The sequence below is a fragment of the Paenibacillus sp. AD87 genome (assembly GCF_001659845.1).
Taxonomy (GTDB): Bacteria; Bacillota; Bacilli; order Paenibacillales; family Paenibacillaceae; genus Paenibacillus; species Paenibacillus marchantiae.
The window spans coordinates 904,820-922,210 of sequence record NZ_LXQN01000019.1 but is presented as its reverse complement, the minus strand read 5'-3'; the positions used below and the strand labels follow the sequence as shown (position 1 = coordinate 922,210).

At 48.2% G+C, this 17,391-nt stretch carries 15 protein-coding genes; 3 read left to right on the top strand and 12 right to left on the bottom strand.

Features of this window, described 5'->3' with window-relative positions:
• Window positions 1–4 precede the first annotated feature (4 nt).
• Window positions 5–694 carry a response regulator gene (locus tag gpAD87_RS27615; protein WP_064641956.1) on the top strand — a complete coding sequence of 230 codons (690 nt, stop codon included), beginning with the start codon at window positions 5–7 and terminating at the stop codon, window positions 692–694.
• A 52-nt stretch (window positions 695–746) separates the two neighbouring features.
• On the opposite strand, the gene gpAD87_RS27610 is transcribed toward gpAD87_RS27615, so the two are convergent.
• The 5 genes from gpAD87_RS27610 to ftsE all read right to left on the bottom strand — a co-directional run bounded on the left by gpAD87_RS27610 (window position 747) and on the right by ftsE (window position 6,777).
• Window positions 747–2,072 (bottom strand): PDZ domain-containing protein, encoded by a 1,326-nt coding sequence (locus tag gpAD87_RS27610; protein ID WP_064641955.1) that lies wholly within the window; start codon window positions 2,070–2,072, stop codon window positions 747–749.
• A gap of 64 nt (window positions 2,073–2,136) precedes the next feature.
• Window positions 2,137–3,606 (bottom strand): S41 family peptidase, encoded by a 1,470-nt coding sequence (locus gpAD87_RS27605; RefSeq protein WP_064641954.1) that lies wholly within the window; start codon window positions 3,604–3,606, stop codon window positions 2,137–2,139.
• A gap of 134 nt (window positions 3,607–3,740) precedes the next feature.
• Window positions 3,741–5,030, bottom strand: coding sequence for a murein hydrolase activator EnvC family protein (locus tag gpAD87_RS27600; protein WP_064641953.1), 1,290 nt, complete (start codon window positions 5,028–5,030; stop codon window positions 3,741–3,743).
• A gap of 153 nt (window positions 5,031–5,183) precedes the next feature.
• Window positions 5,184–6,101 carry a permease-like cell division protein FtsX gene (ftsX, locus tag gpAD87_RS27595; protein WP_063567509.1) on the bottom strand — a complete coding sequence of 306 codons (918 nt, stop codon included), beginning with the start codon at window positions 6,099–6,101 and terminating at the stop codon, window positions 5,184–5,186.
• Complete coding sequence (gene ftsE / locus gpAD87_RS27590) at window positions 6,091–6,777, bottom strand: cell division ATP-binding protein FtsE (RefSeq protein WP_024631580.1); 687 nt, start codon at window positions 6,775–6,777, stop codon at window positions 6,091–6,093. Before ftsE ends, ftsX begins: the two co-directional genes overlap by 11 nt.
• A 252-nt stretch (window positions 6,778–7,029) precedes the next feature.
• Here ftsE and gpAD87_RS27585 point away from each other — a divergent pair, with 252 nt between their 5' ends.
• Window positions 7,030–8,463, top strand: coding sequence for a VanW family protein (locus tag gpAD87_RS27585; RefSeq protein ID WP_064641952.1), 1,434 nt, complete (start codon window positions 7,030–7,032; stop codon window positions 8,461–8,463).
• Between the two features lie 167 nt (window positions 8,464–8,630).
• Here the strand turns inward: gpAD87_RS27585 and gpAD87_RS27580 are convergent, their stop codons facing one another.
• The 4 genes from gpAD87_RS27580 to gpAD87_RS27565 all read right to left on the bottom strand — a co-directional run bounded on the left by gpAD87_RS27580 (window position 8,631) and on the right by gpAD87_RS27565 (window position 12,355).
• Window positions 8,631–10,190, bottom strand: a complete 1,560-nt coding sequence (locus gpAD87_RS27580) for an MDR family MFS transporter (RefSeq protein ID WP_064641951.1) — start codon at window positions 10,188–10,190, stop codon at window positions 8,631–8,633.
• A 73-nt stretch (window positions 10,191–10,263) separates the two neighbouring features.
• Window positions 10,264–10,965, bottom strand: a complete 702-nt coding sequence (locus tag gpAD87_RS27575) for a hypothetical protein (RefSeq protein ID WP_064641950.1) — start codon at window positions 10,963–10,965, stop codon at window positions 10,264–10,266.
• A 26-nt stretch (window positions 10,966–10,991) separates the two neighbouring features.
• Entirely contained in the window at window positions 10,992–11,717 is a 726-nt protein-coding gene (locus gpAD87_RS27570) for a polymer-forming cytoskeletal protein (RefSeq protein WP_064641949.1), read from the bottom strand.
• A gap of 14 nt (window positions 11,718–11,731) precedes the next feature.
• Complete coding sequence (locus tag gpAD87_RS27565; RefSeq protein ID WP_064641948.1) at window positions 11,732–12,355, bottom strand: YhbD family protein; 624 nt, start codon at window positions 12,353–12,355, stop codon at window positions 11,732–11,734.
• Between the two features lie 221 nt (window positions 12,356–12,576).
• Between gpAD87_RS27565 and gpAD87_RS27560 the strand changes: the two genes are divergently transcribed.
• Window positions 12,577–13,365 carry an alpha/beta hydrolase gene (locus gpAD87_RS27560; protein ID WP_064641947.1) on the top strand — a complete coding sequence of 263 codons (789 nt, stop codon included), beginning with the start codon at window positions 12,577–12,579 and terminating at the stop codon, window positions 13,363–13,365.
• Window positions 13,366–13,467: 102 nt separating this feature from the next.
• On the opposite strand, the gene argH is transcribed toward gpAD87_RS27560, so the two are convergent.
• The 3 genes from argH to argF form a co-directional block, all read right to left on the bottom strand.
• On the bottom strand, window positions 13,468–14,871 hold the full coding sequence (gene argH, locus gpAD87_RS27555; RefSeq protein WP_064642079.1) for an argininosuccinate lyase: 1,404 nt from the start codon (window positions 14,869–14,871) through the stop codon (window positions 13,468–13,470).
• A gap of 108 nt (window positions 14,872–14,979) precedes the next feature.
• Entirely contained in the window at window positions 14,980–16,215 is a 1,236-nt protein-coding gene (locus gpAD87_RS27550; protein ID WP_063567516.1) for an argininosuccinate synthase, read from the bottom strand.
• 85 nt (window positions 16,216–16,300) lie between these two features.
• Window positions 16,301–17,269 carry an ornithine carbamoyltransferase gene (gene argF / locus gpAD87_RS27545; RefSeq protein WP_064641946.1) on the bottom strand — a complete coding sequence of 323 codons (969 nt, stop codon included), beginning with the start codon at window positions 17,267–17,269 and terminating at the stop codon, window positions 16,301–16,303.
• Between the last annotated feature and the right edge of the window lie 122 nt (window positions 17,270–17,391).

The following is a 17,391-nucleotide window of genomic DNA, read 5'->3' as shown; positions in this document are numbered from 1 at the left end:
GCTCATGTCAGACCTGAATGTATTAAATAACTCGAGCCATTCTGTTCACCCTGAGTCCATTCGGCTGATGCTTGCGGATGATGATTCCTTTATCCGTGAAAGTCTCAAAGTCCTGCTTGGACTCGATCCCGGCATTACCGTTACAGGTACAGCTTCAAACGGCCGGGAAGCTCTGGAACTGCTGGAGTCAGGAACAATTGCCGACGTTGTACTTATGGATATTCGCATGCCAGATTGTGACGGAGTTGAAGGTACCCGAATTATTAAGGCAAGCTTCCCTGACGTGCGTGTACTGATGCTTACCACGTTTGACGATGACGAGTATATTATCCAGGCTTTGCAAAACGGAGCCAGCGGTTATTTACTCAAAAATGTGCCTCCTGACCGGATCATTCAAGGCATCAAGACTGTACATAACGGGGATATGTTGATTCATCCCGATATTGCTCGTAAGCTCGCGAGTCTACTCCGTCCTGCTGCAGCTCCTCAAACACATGAACCCATTGACTCTTACGGATTAACCCGTATGGAACTGGCTGTTGCAGAGGCTATATCAGAAGGGCTGTCCAATAAAGAAATTGCCGCAAAGCTATTCTTGAGCGAAGGCACGGTCAAAAACTATGTTACGGATATTCTCGGCAAGCTTAGTTTGCGCGACCGGACCCAAATCGCCATTTTCATGTTGAAAAAGTAGTAAAAAGGGTATTTCCCTCGCCTAATTAGGCGGAGGAAATACCCTTTCTTCATTACATCTCTACAGATCTTTGCTCCCCCGCCGGTGCGGGTGGCAGTGCTAGTGGAGCCTCAACATCAAGCTGATCTTTCCGACGTCGTGCGAACAACTTGAGACTTACGATATGAAACAGAGTTAGCGGACGCAAGCGGAGCGCCCAGGCTTCATGATTGTCCGGAGCCATAAGCACCCCGAGCTGGTGATGCTCACCTTCATAGATCGCCCGTTGCATGAACTTGCTCTCACCCTGATGATTACGTACCTCCAGCTTACAAAAGGCTGGATTCATACGCAAAGCGCGATGTAATTGCTCAGGCGAATGCACCAATACGCCATTCACCTTGTACAAGGTTTCCCCTGCTTCAATTCCCAGTTCTTCCGCAGGACTATCAGGTATGACACCCAACACCTTCAGGCCGTGCTCAGGGTGTACAAACAGTGGGCTGCGGTTTTGCTCCTCAAAGCCACTGTACCACACCAGGAACTCATGCCCAATGAAAGCAGCCAAGGCTGCGACAACCATGAGTGGAGACCACCACGCAGCCAGGAGGCTGAGCACAAGTAGCCCTGTCCCATATAACAGCAATCGTTTTGCGGAAATCTGGACTTTTTTCCCGGGGAGCATACTTTGCGTAACTTCTCCAAATCCCAGCATAATCGGTAGAGCAACCAGCATGTAGCCATTCCCTCCGCTGATCAAAGCAGTCCATGGCAATTCGGCCCCGCCCGTAACTGGAACAAGAATCAGTAACGGAATCGGCCAGAAATGTTGCAACTGGTATCCTCCAACGAGCTTTCCTCGTTTACCTTCGAAGAGCAGAGGAGATGCCATCGATACCCCTTGCATACGTACCATCAGTGCTTCACCGATATGTAATACAGCTGCGAGCACAAGAAGTGCAGGCATATCCAGCGCACGTAATGCTTCAGTGACACTTCCCATCCATCCTGCCGGCTGCCAGCCCGAAGCCATATTTAAACCAAACTGCAACACGCCAAGCAAACCTGCAGCATAAGCAAAACATAAGTATCGGATACGGAATAATGCCAGGAATAACGTAGCTGCCCAAATACAGATCAGGCTGCCCAGTGTAAGATGTGCCCCGAGAAACAGCGACACGACTGAGACCATTACACCAATCACAATACCTCCAAGTACTGCACGAATGGTCTGTGTTATCGAGCTTTGCAGACGAACGTGGAACAATTTACGTTCCTGTAAGAGTTGACGATGATAAACGAGAGCAATCAAGATTACCGCAATATAATAAAACGGCTGAATAAACAACTGCAACAATGCTTCTCCTAATGTGGTCAACCATGGCCAAGCCCATTCCATTGTGGACGGTCACCCCTCTCCTTCAGCCGGTTCAGAAAAAAAGAAGGCTGAAAATCAGCCTTCTTTATGGCTTCGACACTGCGGACGAAATATCCTTTGAGACATTTTCGATCGCGCGCTTCAGCTGTGCATCATATTGAGGATTGGCAATGCGTTCAATCAGAGCCGCTTCCAGTGATTCCGCGGTTTTCTCATCAATCTGGCCAGTTGCTTGAATGCCTTTTTGTTTCTGGAATGCTTTGACCGCTTCTTCTGTCTTCTGGTCATAGTATCCATCTACACGATCCGGCTTAAAGTCAAGTCCTCTCAGCATCGTCTGCGCACTTTTCACATCCGTGCTATTGCTGTCGTATTTCAAAGGTAATTTTTCTTTGTTGATTGGTGCCACCGAGAAGTAATCCGGCTGGTTCACCGCAATATCCGGTTTGATCCCTTTTTCATGAATCCAGTCCCCATTCGGAGTCAGCCATTTCGCGATGGTGATTTTAAGCAGGCTGCCATCACCCATCTGCTTGTCATAACTCGTCTGTACGGTTCCTTTACCAAAGGAGTTTTCTCCAACCAGCGTTGCGCCTGCCGACTGTTGCAATGCACCAGCCAAAATTTCCGACGCACTCGCGCTTCCTTTGTTCATCAATACCGTAATTGGGTACGATTTACCTGATCCGTTCGATTTGCTTTGTTCCTTTTTACCGTTCTTGTCTTCGACTTGAACAATAACTTTGCCTTTCGGAACAAATTGCTCTGCAATATCAATAACGACCTGCAAAACACCACCCGGGTCATTACGAACATCAATGATCAGGCCCTTCATGTTCTGCTTCTCCAGCTTCGCCAGTTCTTCTTTGAAGCGATCTCCTGTGTTCAGCGAGAATTGGGTGATCGTAATAACACCAACACCGTTATCCTCCATGTGGGCGTAAACCGTCTCCAGGTCAATGTCATCACGTACAATGACAAAGTCAATCAGTTCGGAAGATCCGGCACGTTTAACCTGTACCTTCGCTTCACTGCCTTTTGGACCTCTGATTTTGTTAACGGCTTTGTTCAGTTCCAAACCTTGCAGAGATTCCCCATTCACGGACATGATCATGTCTTTCGCGCGAATACCCGCTTTCTCGGCAGGCGATCCTTTGATCGGTGATACCACTACGACATTCCCGTCCTGTGAGGATACCTCTGCGCCGATTCCGGTAAATGAACCTTCAATCGACTCCTCGAACTGGGCTGCTGTTTCCTGCCCCATATAGTTGGAGTACGGATCACCAAGGGATTCCATCATGCCGTTGATCGCACCATCAATCAGTTTGGTTCGATCCACGTCTTTATAATAGTTGCTTGAGATCAAATCCATCGCGGTTTCAATCTTCTTCAAATCGTTCTTCTGCTGCGAACTGCCAGTAACGCTGGCGAGCAATCCTTCGCCAGGTGTCGTCTGTGCCAGGCCAGGAGAGCTCATCAGCACCAACGTAAGCAGGCTGCCTCCGAGAAGGGCTACAATGACAAGCAGCAGGGCCGATCTTTTCTTCATCATCCGTTTGTCACCGCCTTTAGTATTGAAGCGTGTCAAATTCAATTGTTCCGTGAATCATTCCCTGAACATGCCAGCTTAGTATATGCCTAGCTTGTACGGAATATGTTTGTTCCATTCCAACTGTTGGCTAAAAACTACAAATAGTTAAATGGATTCACTGCTGTTCCATTATCACGTACTTCAAAATGCAAATGCGGTCCAGTGGAGTTGCCTGTACTGCCTGATTCAGCAATAATATCGCCACGGCTTACCGTGTCACCCTTGCTTACCTTAAATCCGCCTTCACGTAAATGACCGTAAAGCGTCCATAATCCGCCTCCATGGTCAACAATGACGGTGTAACCATATCCGCTATACCATTCAGCCATGATGACGATCCCGCCTGAAGCAGCATGAACGGACGTTCCTTGAGCAACAGCAAAGTCTACACCTGCATGCATTTTACCTACTTCACCCGTGATCGGGTGAATACGAGGTCCAAAACCGGAAGATACACGCGCACCTGATACTGGCATGCCAAAGATGCCGTTACCACTGGAGTATGACGTGCTACTGCTACTGCTGCTGCTGTTGGAGCTAACCTTGGTCGCCGCCTTCGCAGCTGCCGCGGCACGTGCAGCTGCTGCTGCTTTTGCTTTGGCTGCTGCCGCCGCTTGCTGCTCACGCAATTTATTTTTCTCTTGCAGAAGGGCCGAACGTTTGCTGGCAATCTGCATCAATACGTCTTCCTGTTCTTGCGTCAGCTCTTCCGACTCTTCAATTTTAGCATCATAAGAAGCGAGAAGCACTTGCTTCTCCTGTTCCTTCTCATTCAATTGGGACTTACGCTGTTTCTTCTGCGCATACAGACTCTTGGCTTCTGCATATTGCACATCGAGTTCTGCTTTTTTGTCCACGACGAGCTGCTTGTCCTTTTTGTGTTCATCCAGTAGATGCTGGTCCTGATCCACAATCGTTTTCAGTGAATCGGCACGAGTCAGGAAATCAGAGAAGCTTGTGGAAGTTAACAACACATCGAGATAAGAAACGGCCCCGTCTGTATACATCAGTCGTACACGTGATTCAAGTAATTTCTCTCTTGCAATGATACGTTCTTCTGCGGCTTGCAGATCTTTTTTCGTTGTCCGGAGATCCTCTTCCGTATTTTCAATCTGCAAGGATACGTTTGCCAGCTCATCACTAACCACATTGATCTGCTCCATGACTACTTTCAAGTAAGCATTGGTCTTGTTCTTGTAATGCTGGGCTTCCTTTTTATTGCTGGCAGCCTTTTGCTGCTCCTTTTTGGCCGAAGCCGCCTTGCTCTCCAGTTGCTGAATCTGCTGATCAATGTCGCTAATGCTACTCTTGGCATATCCGTCAGAAGGTTGAAGCGTCAAACTGGCCAATAACGTTAAAGCCAGCAGCGAAGCTGTTTTTTTCAAAATGTGATCCCCCATCCTATGAATTCACAAGAAAGCAACCTGCACAGGTGGTGAACAGCATGTTCTTTGCTTTCTTTACACTAAAGACTCCGTCTTTACTACATATCGTCAAACAGCGTTCAGTTGTGAACCTGCTTTGCCATTCTTTTTCGATTAAACATTAAGAGACTTGCGGATGGACAATGTACTTCCCAAAATACCTACCAGCACACCCAGTCCGATCAACAATGTTCCAAACAGCAGCCAAATATCACCGAGTGGAATCAGATTAAGCATCTGCATGAATACATCCTGACCAATCGTAGCCATCAGGCGGCTGTAGCCGAAGAACAGTACCGCTACCGTAATCGCCGAACCGATCAATCCAATCAATGCCCCTTCGACAAAGAAAGGCCAACGAATGAACGTGTTGGTTGCTCCAACCAGTTTCATAATACCGATCTCCCGGCGCCGAGCCAGAATCGTTACGCGAATCGTATTCGAGATCAGGAACATGGACATTAACCCCAGTCCCCCAACAAAAATAAATCCGATATTCCGGACAAGCTTCGTAAATTTGAACAACACTTCCACCGTTTCCTTGCCATAGTTCACTTTCATGATCGGCTTCTCCGGGTGTTTATCGTTCAATGCTTCGATTTTTTGCGCCACAAAAGTGACGGTTTCCGGTTCAATAACCTCTACTTCAATGGTCTCCGGCAGTGGATTGTTATCCACATCGAAACCGCTTAGCACGTTGTCTGCACTTTCTCCGAGACGTTCACGGAATTCCTTGAGTCCCTCTTCTTTGGAAACAAAACGAATTTCACTGACTTCAGGCATCGCACTGATTTCCTGCTCCAGCGTGTTACGCAGGTTCTCATCCACGTTCAGCTCAAGAAACGTACTGATCTCGACCTGACTGTCCACCTGGTTGGCCATGGAATTCACATTAAGCACCAGCAGCATGAACACGCCCAGAATGAGCAATGACACGATAATGGACATGATGGAGGCCACGGACATCCAGCCGTTGCGGAATACGTTTTTGAATCCCTCCCGTAAATGGCGCAAGAGAGTACTAAAATTCATAACCGTATTCCCCTCTCATCTGATCCCGTACAATCTGACCCCGCTCAATCGCAATAACCCGTTTACGCATCGTATTGACGATATCCTTGTTGTGGGTCGCCATAACAATGGTGGTTCCGCGAAAATTAATTTCATCCAGCAGCTGCATAATGCCCCATGACGTCTCCGGATCAAGGTTCCCCGTAGGCTCGTCCGCAATAATAACAGACGGATTGTTCACGATGGCACGTGCGATGGCAATACGCTGCTGTTCCCCACCCGACAACTGTGACGGTTCACGATTCGCCTTGCTGCGCAATCCAACCAGATCAAGCACTTCCATCACTCGTTTCTTGATGTGACGCTTCGGTGCTTCAATAACTTCCATGGCAAATGCCACGTTCTCAAATGCCGTCATGCGTGGCAGAAGTCGGAAATCCTGAAACACAACGCCGATATTCCGGCGTACATAAGGAATTTTGCGTGGCTTTAACTTTCCGATATTAAATCCGTTAATGGATATTTGTCCTTTGGTCGGAACTTCTTCCCTGTACATCAATTTCATAAATGTCGATTTGCCTGCGCCGGACGGACCGACGATATAGACAAATTCATTGCGGTCGATCTTCACCGACACCCCTTGTAATGCGTGGGTACCATTGGCGTAGGTCTTCCACACGTCCTGCATTTCTATCACATCATCACTTCCCGTTGCATAGTTAGCCATTATCATTTCGACACAATCCCGGCATTTCCTTTAAAAAGACCTGAATTTCATCAGGGAAAATCCATTTCGCCCCTTTTTCGATGGTGAAGCATGGATTCATATGAATTTTATTGTAACAAATTTGTTACCTATTGAGTACCCGAAAGTTTTCCATCATTGGATCATATATATGGAAAGTGTTACGAAATGCGGAACAACAGAAGTACAAAGGAGCGTTCGGATATGAAAAAAATACATTTGATGGTCATTGCACTGTTCTCCATCCTATTAATCGGTTCCGCGTCCTATGGATTGCTGTATATGTACGTGAACCAACCCGCCCTACCGGAAGGTGTACGTGTTGCGGAGTGGTCGGTTGAGGGCGTGAATCGCAAGGAAGTTCTACCGGCACTGGATGAACGATTAAAACAAATGGAAGCGTGGCCGATCACTCTGGAGGTTGACGATCCTACACCAAAAACGATGATGTTCAGCGCCGCCCAGACAGGCGCAAGCTACAGTGCTGACGACTTCCGGACCGCTGTGCAGCAATTGGATGAAGGCAATCTGTGGGAGCGCGCGTATGCCCGATATCATTTCATCAAGGAGTGGTCCCTGAAGCTGACGTATAATTCAAAATCGTTGAAAGAGCAGCTTACCCCTGCCTGGGAAAAGGAAACCTTCGGTACACCCGCGAACGCTGTTCGCCGCATTACCGCAAGTGACAAGGTCCAGTACATCCCGGAAAAAGGCGTCCGCCGGATCGCCTGGGATGAACTCGCGAGCCAGATGCAGGCTAAGCTGCACCGGGATTTCGCTCCACTGGACCATGATGCGAAGCCCAACCCGCTGTTGATTCAGCTGCCGTTGTATACGCTGCAACCCGAAGTGACTCTCGATTCGCTGCGCCAAGAGGGAATTGACCGGAAGATCATCCAGTTCTCCACTGGCCTTGGAAACAGTAGTGCAGGCCGGATACATAACGTCAGCGCAGCAGCGCAAGCCGTTAACGGCATGATTTTGCCGCCAAATGGTACTTTTGATTATGAGAAGGTTATTCACAAGGCCGAGGAAGACTATGGTTTCCGGGAAGCCCCGGTTATCGTGAATGGGCAGCTGACCCCCGGCATTGGAGGCGGCATCTGCCAGGTATCGAGCACCGTTTACAACGCAGCCCTGTTGACCGGACTGGATATAGTAGAACGCCGCAACCACTCCCTGCCCGTCAAATATTTGCCGAAGGGGCTGGATGCCACGTTCGCCTCAGGTTCTATCAATTTTCGGTTCAAAAACAATACCGGTAAGTCTCTGCTGATTCATGCCAAAGTGGAAGGTGGAAGCTTAACGATCAAATTTTTCGGGACCTTCCCGGAGAACGTCAGTTATGCTCTGGAATCCCGTACAATTGAGACATTAAGTGCTCCCGTCAAATATGTATCGAGCAATGTGCTGCCTGACGGTGCCCAACAGGTGCTCCAAAACGGTCAACCCGGATATATTGTGGAGACGCTACGCACCAAAAAGGTGGATGGTAAAATTGTCGAATCCAAAACCATTACACGTGACACGTACAAAGCCCAGAATCGCCTGATTGCCCGCTCTGGTCATACTAACCTGCCTGATCCCAAGGAGCCTTCAGTCGTAGAGGATGGCATCAGCGACACGAAGCAGCCTTAATCTTTCTTTCACTTGCGTTCACTTGCGTTCACCTGTATAGGCTCAACTCAGCAAAAGTAAAACAAATGCAAAAAGACACATCTCCCGTTCCCCATACTGGGTCGCCTGAGAGATGTGTCTTTGGTTTGTTTTACAGATACATATTGTGTATTAACTAGACTGAAACTTTAATGTCCGCCTGTGTACTCTTTCTGCTCCTCGCCGATAACCATCTTCTCATTACCCATGAAGAAAGCAGCAATCAACGCGAGTGCAGCGGGAATCGCAGCCCAGGCAAAGAGCTGCACGATGGAGGAAGACAATGCATGCGTAATGGCATCCAGCACCTGAGGCGGAATCGCCTTTCTCAGCTCTGGCGACAGCAACGCATGTGGATCACTCAGATCCACTCCCTGAGGCACGCCGCCTGCAGGAGCACCAGCACCACCCGCTTCCGCCGCCGATCCGGCGAGGGCATCATTCATTTTGCGCGTAAATACCTGGCTCTGCACGATACCAAAGATGGTAATGCCCATCGTCATCCCAAGTGAACGCAGGAAGTTAAGTGTGGAGCTTGCTGCTCCGCGTCTTTGCGGTTCAAACGCGTTCATGGCTGCATTGCTGAGCACTGAGAATGACGCCCCGACACCGAGACCAATCATCACCATGAATATACGTATCGTCCATAGAGACGAAGTTTCATCCAATGTCGTCAGCAATCCAAGACCAACCACCAGCAACGCCAGCGTAGGAATCATAATGTTGCGATACTTAATTTTGGTCATCAGTACCCCACCCAAGGAAGCTGTCACAACGGAACCCAGCATCATGGGCAATAATACGAGACCAGAGTTAGTCGCTTTGCCACCAAGTACCCCCTGGATGAAGATTGGAATATACACGGATGCAGTAATAAAAGCGGCACCACTGAACATGCCAATAACGTTACTGGACCAGTACACCCGATTGCGGAACATGCCGAACGAGATAATGGGTTCCTTGGCTCTCGTTTCTGCAAACAGGAAAAGCAGCGCTAGCACCACAAATCCGGCAAACAGGCCAATGATTTGCCAGGAGCCCCAGGCGAACGTTTTGCCACCCAGTTCAAGCCCGAAGATGAGACAGACCACCGCACCAATCAGTGTGATTGCGCCCAGCCAGTCAATCTGTTGTGATTGATGCTGATGCGATTCTTTGTAGAAGAATGCAATGAACACAAACGCGATCAGACCAAGCGGCAGGTTGATATAAAATACCCATTCCCAAGTCGCATACTGCGTAATGTAAGCACCCAGCAGTGGACCAAATACGCTGGATAAACCAAACACAGCTCCGAACAAACCGCCCAATTTACCCCGTGATTCTGGTGCGACCACATCAAACATGATTGTAAAGGCAATCGGCACCAGTGCACCTGCACCAATACCCTGAATGGCTCTGTACATCGTTAACTCAACGATTGATGTTGCCGTTCCACATAATGCGGATCCAAGCATAAATACCAGTATTCCGAAAACAAAAAACTTCTTCCGTCCGTACATGTCGGATAACTTACCGAAGATTGGCATACCGGCCATCTCGGCCACCATGTAAGCGGAGGTCACCCATACGAACTTGTCGAGCCCACCTAGCTTCCCGACAATGTCGCCCATAGCTGTTGCCACGATGGTATTGTCCATCGAAGCCATCAGTATGCTTAGCAGTAACCCTGCCAGCACCAATCCAATATTATTTTTACGTGTAGCCATTCTACTCAATCTCTCCCATTCACATCCGATTCATATGACTGAATTAGTATATCCGAAAAGTTACGGCGGATAATCAGTCCAAGGACCGATTGCTTTGCACCAAAACTTCCGATTGCGGATGAATTTGCAGAGAAGAGCGGTATTCCACAGTACCAATTCGGCACCCAAGGCCAATTTTTATTTTATCTCCTCGTACAACCTCGGCCTCCGTGTTCTCAAGTTCAATTTCGTCGCCTTCGATTAGATTGGCCTTGAGAATAGACTTGTTACCAGTGAACAAACCCTCCAGCAGTTTCCCCCGCGAACTCTTCACTGAAATGATGGAACCGCCCATTTCCTTCACCTCGGATGGACCCATAATTTTAAGTGTCATACTTTCGGCACTGAGCATACCCGTTATCGTAAAACGGCCATTCAACTTCATATTCTCCACCTGACAATCGCCTGATACATGAAGCTCGCCTACCACTTTCATATGTTCAGCTTTTGCATACAGGTTAGAAGCATAATTGCCTTCCTGATCTTCGTCGCCGGCAGCAGCCCGCTCTTTCAGGGTAAGGGTTCCTGTAATTTTGATATCCGTTGATTCCAGAGTTCCGTATATGATGGATGTGCCGGTGCATTTGAATTGATCACAGATCAGATTATCATTAAATGAGGAATCCCCCACTACCTTGACCTTGCCGTACACACCGCCAGAAGAACTGCCGTCGCCGATGATGCTAATGTCATGTTTTTTATCCAATGAACCAGCAAAATGGTTATTCAAATCCATCACATCCCTTTCTTTTCATATCAAATTTAAATCCGCTGACTACTGCCCACCTTGGCATCTAGATCAACCTCTAGTTCACCCGAATATTCGACCAACCTGATGTTACAGCCACGACCGATATGAACCTTGCTACCACGAACAATATCAGCCTCGGTATCTTCCAGCACGATTTCATCTCCCTCAATCAAGGATGTCTTGAAGGACGGGGTACCGCCTAGGCCAATACTTTTCCAAAAACCCGTCTGTTCCTTACGCCGAATATCAATGCGTTCTCCGCCAATCTCTCTCGCCGAAGAAGATGTATGCAGCCTGATCTCTACCGTTCCCGCATTCAGAAAGCCACTAATTTTAATATTGCCCTGTACGTTCAAAGACTCACATTGTACGTCGCCTTCAATATCGATCACGCCACCAATATCAATTCGTTCCCCATCAACCCGTCCACGAACAGTACACTTCCCGTTGACTTCGAGCTCAGGGCTTCGGAGGTCTCCGTTAATGGTTGTTAAGCCATCCACACGAACACGAGAACTGATCAAGGGGCCGTTCAGCGTGCACATACCGTTGATCGTTGCGCTCTCTGAGCTCAAAGCACCGTGCATCTTCAATGTTCCATTCACATTCATGGAGGTACAGTCCAGGTTACCGTTTACTTTAGCCATGCCATCGATAGATACCCGGTGAAAATTCCCGCCTGCCGTTTGGCTCATGCCCGCTACGTTCAGATCATTGCGCAAATTACGTTCCTCCATATATGATCCTCTCCTTATCCCAATTTGAGTTTTAACTCTTCCATGAACGTCCCCATCGATTGCCTGAAAACGACCTTCACTCCATTGTCAAAATAAAGCTCTGTTCCTGCCGTTACCAGCAAGAATGAAGGGACACCCATCTTGCGAATAAGCACCAGCTCGCTTGGTTTGCCTGTGAAACGATAATAATGCTCGGACATGACATCGATCAGCAGCGTACCCTCCTGGCGGGTAATATCTCCGCTCATTAGCAGCTTATCAAGTACATAGAGCATCATAATTTGCTCCAAAGCATACAGCGGCCGCTCCCGACCCGCTTCTTTCAACAGCTCAAGCGAAATGCTCGAAACAATGTTTCGCTCTAACAGCTCCTGAGCGGACATTTCCACTTCACCCAATGTTGGTGAAAACACGTCTGCCAGTTCATCCAGCGACAAGCCGTCTTTCATATTGAGAATCTTGTCAATCCGCAGTAAAATCTGTTGTTTTGGAAAAAAAGTTTCTTGTCCCGTATAGGACGACTTCCGAATAAACCATTCCTCCGGAATGAGATTCTTCCGTTTCCAGCGGTACAACTGGCCGTAGGAGATACCCGTCAGGTCCAGCAATTCTTTTTTGGAGATCAAATCATCCGTCATATATGGTCCCCCTTTGTGTTGAAAACAGTGTAACATAACATTGTTACGTTGTAAATAAGGTGAATAACTAGTGGTGAATTTCTTATTATTGCAATGAAAAGACTTTGCGTATAACCTGTTTATTATAGACACTATGGAACCATTATGGATTCAGATCCCTTCCTATAGAATCGGGTCAGAACACATCGTTAATGGACTTATGAAAGGGGTTTCTCATATATATGGCACTTATTAAATGTGACTTTTACTCTGACACGCTTGGTCTAAGCACCAGTATGCATGTTATTCTTCCACAACAGACCCACAATCAGATTGGCATGGATAACGTATCCGGTCAGGGATTACATCCCACGCTGTATCTGCTGCATGGGCTATCGGATGATGATTCCATCTGGCTGCGTCGTACATCCATCGAACGATATGTTGCGGACCTTGGTATTGCCGTTGTGATGCCTCAGGTACATCGCAGCTTCTATACGGATATGGCAGAAGGCGGACGCTACTGGACGTTCATCAGTGAAGAGCTGCCTGCACTCGCGCGTTCCTTCTTCCCGCTATCACACAAACGTGAGGACAACTTTGTTGCTGGCTTGTCCATGGGTGGCTACGGAGCATTCAAGCTGGCACTTCACAAACCGGAGCAATACGCAGCTGCGGCAAGTTTGTCGGGAGCGCTCGACATGGTAGCACATATGGATAACCGAATTGTTAAGGCATTAAGTGATGCTGAATTCAAGCGGATTTTCGGAGCAGAAATTAAAGGCTCGGAGAATGACTTGCTGCATCTACTTGAAGAAAGCAAAACATTCAAAGATCCAAAACCTTTGCTCTACCAATGCTGTGGGACAGAAGATTTCCTGTATGAAGAGAATCAATCGTTCCGTCAAGCTTGTGCACAGACCGATTTTCAACTGACGTACGAGGAAGAACCCGGTGGACATGACTGGGGATATTGGGACGAGAAGATTCAGAATGTGCTGAAATGGTTGCCTTTGCGTGAACGAGAATAGGTTCAATTTATAAAATATGAAAAACAAAAAAACAGGCCAGAGACATATTCTCCGGCCTGTTTTTGCGTTATATATCTTTATTTCATTCTAGTAAATGCGTCACTAACCCCGATTGGTGATCCATTGCTCTGTAATTTTAAGCACCTTTTCACTACGTCCAATCGCATCAGCCACCTGGTTCGAAGCTGTTCCACCGTATACGTTACGAGCATTTACAACCGCTTCTGGTTGCAGCACGTCGTAAATACGCTCATCGAACAACGGAGAGAACTGACGGAATTCATCAATTGTCAGATCCAGCAGATACTTACCGTTCTGGATACAATACAATACCGTCTTACCGATAACTTCATGCGCTTGGCGGAATGGCAAACCTTCGCCCACGAGGAAGTCCGCAATATCCGTAGCATTCGAGAAATCCTGATTGACTGCTTGACGCATCCGACCCTTATTGACCGTCATCGTCGCAATCATCGGAGCGAACAATTGAAGTGCGCCTTCCAGCGTCGCTACCGTGTCAAACATGCCTTCCTTGTCTTCCTGCATGTCTTTGTTGTAAGCGAGCGGCAGAGATTTCAGCACGGTCAGCAAACCGATCAGGTTGCCGTACACACGTCCTGTTTTACCACGAACGAGTTCCGGAACGTCTGGATTTTTCTTCTGTGGCATAATGCTGCTGCCCGTGCAGAATGCATCATCCAGTTCAACAAAACCAAACTCTGTGCTGCTCCACAGGACCAACTCTTCGCTCAGACGGGACAAGTGAGTCATGATCAGCGAAGCGGCTGCCAGGAACTCCACAATAAAGTCACGGTCACTGACCGCGTCCAGACTGTTCTCATATACACCATCGAAGCCCAGTTGTTCCGCCACAAAATGACGGTCAATCGGGAACGTTGTGCCTGCAAGCGCACCTGCACCCAGTGGCAAAACGTTAATGCGTTTGTAGCTGTCCATAAGACGCTCTGCATCCCGTTGGAACATCGATACATACGCCATCAGGTGATGGGCGAACAGAATCGGTTGTGCACGTTGAAGATGCGTATATCCCGGTACAATCGTATCGAGATTATCTTTGGCTTGTCCGATCAGCGCTTCCTGCAACGAGTGCAGCATGCCAACAAATCCAACTACGCGCTCACGCAAGTACAAGTGCATATCCGTTGCCACTTGGTCATTCCGGCTACGTCCTGTATGTAATTTGCCGCCTACAGGGCCGATGGTATCGATCAGGTTTTTCTCAATATTCATGTGGATGTCTTCATCCGATACGGAGAATTCCACTTCGCCTGCACGGATTTTATGCAGAACAGTGATCAAACCTTCCTTAATCGTTTCTACATCCTCTGCTGGCAGAATTCCACATTTGCCCAGCATCGTTACATGAGCCAGACTTCCTTGAATATCTTCCTCGGCCAACGCTTTATCAAAATTGATTGACGCTGTGTATTCCTCAACCAGGTGATTGGTTTGTTTGGTAAAACGTCCTCCCCACAGCTTGCTCACAGTGAGTACTCCCCTTTCGCTCATGGACAAAGCCGCTCCTGCCAGATGTGCAAGAACGGCCCGCCTTGTCAGTTATTATCGTGAAGCTTTATATGCTGCATAATGAGATTAGTTTTTGTTTTGTTCCACACCGGAATTTACTTTCAAACGCAACGCGTTCAGGCGGATAAAGCCAGTTGCATCCCCTTGATCGTATGCTTGCGTTGGATCAGCTTCCATCGTGGCAATGTCAGGATTGTACAGGCTGACAGGGCTTTTCACACCTGCGCCGATGATGTTACCTTTATACAGTTTCACACGAACGGTACCTGTTACATTTTTCTGGCTTTCAGTCACCAGCGCTTGCAGCGCCAGACGTTCTGGTGCGAACCAGAAGCCGTTGTAAACGAGTGTGCTGTAACGTGTGATCAGACTATCACGCAGGTTCATGACTTCACGGTCCATCGTGATGGATTCCATTTTGCGGTGTGCCGTAAACAGAATTGTTCCACCTGGTGTCTCGTATACGCCACGGCTCTTCATGCCGACAAAGCGGTTTTCTACCATGTCCACACGGCCGATACCATGTTTGCCACCAAGTTCGTTCAGCTGCTCCATCACTTGCAGCGGGCTCAAGCGCTCACCATTCAGTGCAACACAGTCGCCTTGTTCAAATTCAAGTTCAACATATTCCGCTTGATCCGGTGCATCTTCAGGTGCACTGCTAAGCAGGAACATGTCTTTGTTCTCGTCCGCACTTGGATCGAACCAAGGATCTTCCAACACGCCGCTCTCATAGCTGATATGCAGCAGGTTACGGTCTGTGGAGTACGGTTTAGCCGCCGATGCGGTTACCGGAATGCCGTGTTTTTCAGCGTAAGCGATCATTTCGGCACGTCCCGGGAACTGGTTGCGGAACTCTTCCAGACGCCAAGGCGCGATGACTTGAATGTCTGGTGTCAGCGCAGCTGCGTTCAACTCAAAGCGAACCTGGTCATTCCCTTTACCCGTAGCGCCGTGAGCAATCGCTGTAGCGCCTTCTGCACGAGCAATATCCACCATACGTTTAGCGATCAGTGGACGTGCAATACTTGTACCGAGCAGGTATTGTCCTTCATAAAGGGCACCTGCTTGGAACATTGGATAGATGAAATCTTTGGCGAACTCGTCGCGCAGATCGTCGATGTACACTTTGGAAGCGCCTGTAGCGAGAGCTTTTTCCTCAAGGCCGTCCAGTTCATCCTTTTGTCCGATATCCGCCGTAAATGCGATAATCTCCGCATCATATGTTTCTTTCAACCATTTCAAAATTACAGATGTGTCCAACCCGCCAGAATAAGCGAGTACGATTTTTTCCTTAGCCATGTTCGATGGTCCTCCCCAAGTTCAGTTGCTTAATCTATCATCGCGAAATCTGTGCCTAAAATCAACCCATTCAGGCAAACAGCATCTATTCACTCATTAACGCAGCCATCAATGCTTTCTGCGCATGCAGTCGGTTCTCCGCCTGATCAAAGATCAGGGAGTTTGGACCGTCAATCACTCCAGCACTCACTTCTTCTCCGCGGTGAGCTGGCAGGCAGTGCAGGAACATATAATCAGGCTTCGCGCCTTTCATCAGTTCCTCATCCACCTGATACGCAGCGAATGCTTGTTCACGAATCTTCTGTTCCTCTTCAAAACCCATGCTCGCCCATACATCCGTATACACGATATCTGCATCCTTCACAGCTTCCTGTGCACTGTACGTTACTGTCACCTGTGAGCCGCTTTCCTGTGCAATGCTGCGCGCTTGCTCTACAACTGCGCTGTCAGGCTCATATCCTTCCGGAGTCGCTACCGCAACATGCATACCCATCTTCGCTGCACCAAGCATTAGGGAGTGCGCCATGTTATTGCCGTCTCCGACATAAGCCATTTTCAGACCTTCCAGCTTTCCTTTGTGCTCAAGCACTGTTTGGAAATCTGCGAGTACTTGGCATGGATGTGCTGCATCGCTCAGGCCGTTAATAACTGGAATATCCGCATGTTGTGCCAGTTCAGTCACATTATGGTGTCCAAAGGTACGAATCATGATGCCGTCCAGGTAACGTGACAGGACTTTGGCTGTATCATGTGTCGTTTCCCCGCGACCGAGTTGGATATCGTTTTTGCTCAGGAAGAGCGCGTGTCCGCCCAATTGGAACATGCCGACTTCAAAGGATACACGCGTACGTGTAGATGATTTCTCAAAAATGAGTCCGATCGTTTTGCCTTGGAGTGGCTTATACGGCACACCGTTTTTTTGTTTGCCTTTAATCTCAATCGCAAGGTCCAGCAAATAGCGAATTTCCTCCGCTGTATAATCTATAAATTCAATAAAATCTCGGCCTCTAAGATCGACCTTCTGTACCTTTTCCGTCTGTTGCGCTTGTGTCATGTTAGTGTTGTCCTCCTTATTTCCGGTTCCCTGCACCCGCATGGGCAGAAAAGTGTAGAAGGTTGATATCTTGCCATCCGACTACTCACTTTCATCTTCCGCTAGTTTACCGCGCGGCTACA